Origin of the sequence: Synechococcus sp. R8-2 (assembly GCF_047461715.1) — a bacterium.
Taxonomy (GTDB): domain Bacteria; phylum Cyanobacteriota; class Cyanobacteriia; order Thermostichales; family Thermostichaceae; genus Thermostichus.
In genome coordinates, this window is sequence record NZ_JANSHQ010000246.1 from 1 (window position 1) to 1,208 (window position 1,208).

Here is a 1,208-nt window from a genome sequence, read left to right on the forward strand (position 1 = left end):
GCGACAGCGTTGCGTAGCAATAACGGTTTTGTTCCTCTGGAGGCTGGACACGATCTGAGGACTTTGTCCCGCTAATGCGTTTGCAGGAGCAGCGCGCAGCAATAACGGAAAGCCCATCTCCTGGAGTTGGTCGACTCTGCTTTGGGGGGTATCTGAGCCGGCAAGAGAAGCAACCCCCAACCCAGACGCCCGGCGAAGCCTTTCGCGGCGCCCGGTTGAGCTGGAGCTGGGCTTAGGTTGTCTTCTCAAAGTAGCATCAGTCGCAACAGCGTTGCGTAGCAATAAAGCAGTGTCCAGCGAGGAATTGGCTCAGGGTCACACCACCAGCAAAGAGAGATCCAAAGCCTTGGCCGAGTGGGTGAGCGCCCCGACGCTGACGTAATTCACGCCTGCCTCGGCCACTTGCCTGGCCCGTTCTGGGGTCATGTTGCCGCTGGCCTCCAGGGGAACTCTCCCTCCCACCCGTTGGACGGCGGCCTGGGTTTCTTCCAGGGTGAAGTTGTCCAGAAGGATGAGATCGGCTCCTGCTGCCAAAGCCTCTTCCAGTTCCTGGAGATCCCGCACCTCCACCTCCACCTTGAGGTGGTGGGGAGCACCTTCCTTGGCCCGCTTGACGGCTGCCAAAACGCCTCCCGCGCCGCGGTCGCAACAGCGTTGCGTGGCAATGATGTGGTTTTCCTTGATCAAAATGCCGTCGAACAGCCCAAAGCGGTGGTTTTTGCCGCCCCCTACCCGTACAGCATACTTCTCCAGGGCGCGCAGGCCGGGAGTGGTCTTGCGGGTGTCCAGAAGCTGGGTTGAGGTTCCCCGGAGAGCCTCTACATAGGTGCGGGTGAGGGTGGCAATGCCGGACAGCCTTTGGAGAAGATTGAGCGCCAGCCTCTCCCCCGCCAGAATGCCCTTCAGGGATCCCTTGAGGTGGGCCACCTCTTGACGGACAGCCACCCTGGCCCCTTCCTCCACTCCAGGGATGAACTCCACCTGGGGATCCGCCAGCCGAAAAACCCGCTTGGCAATCTCCAGGCCGGCCAGGATCCCTGTCTCCTTGGCCAGGATTACCGCCTCACCCTCCAGTCCTGGGGGTAGGGTCAGCTCTGTGGTGAGGTCGCCGTGCCCCAGGTCTTCCCACAGCCAAGCGCAAAGGGTCTCCTCTGGTAAGTAAACTTCTTCCATTTTCGGTTTGGTTTTAGCTAGACCGCCGGGAAGCC

At 60.8% G+C, this 1,208-nt stretch carries 1 protein-coding gene; it reads right to left on the reverse strand.

What is annotated here, in order from left to right:
• Positions 1-315: 315 nt before the first annotated feature.
• Positions 316-1,173, reverse strand: a complete 858-nt coding sequence (nadC, locus tag NW819_RS06560; protein WP_011434043.1) for a carboxylating nicotinate-nucleotide diphosphorylase — start codon at positions 1,171-1,173, stop codon at positions 316-318.
• Positions 1,174-1,208 lie beyond the last annotated feature (35 nt).

What these genes read in the sequence shown, in the direction of transcription:
- nadC (WP_011434043.1), bottom strand. Translation starts at nt 1,173, where the DNA reads ATGGAAGAAGTTTACTTACCAGAGGAGACCCTTTGCGCTTGGCTGTGG.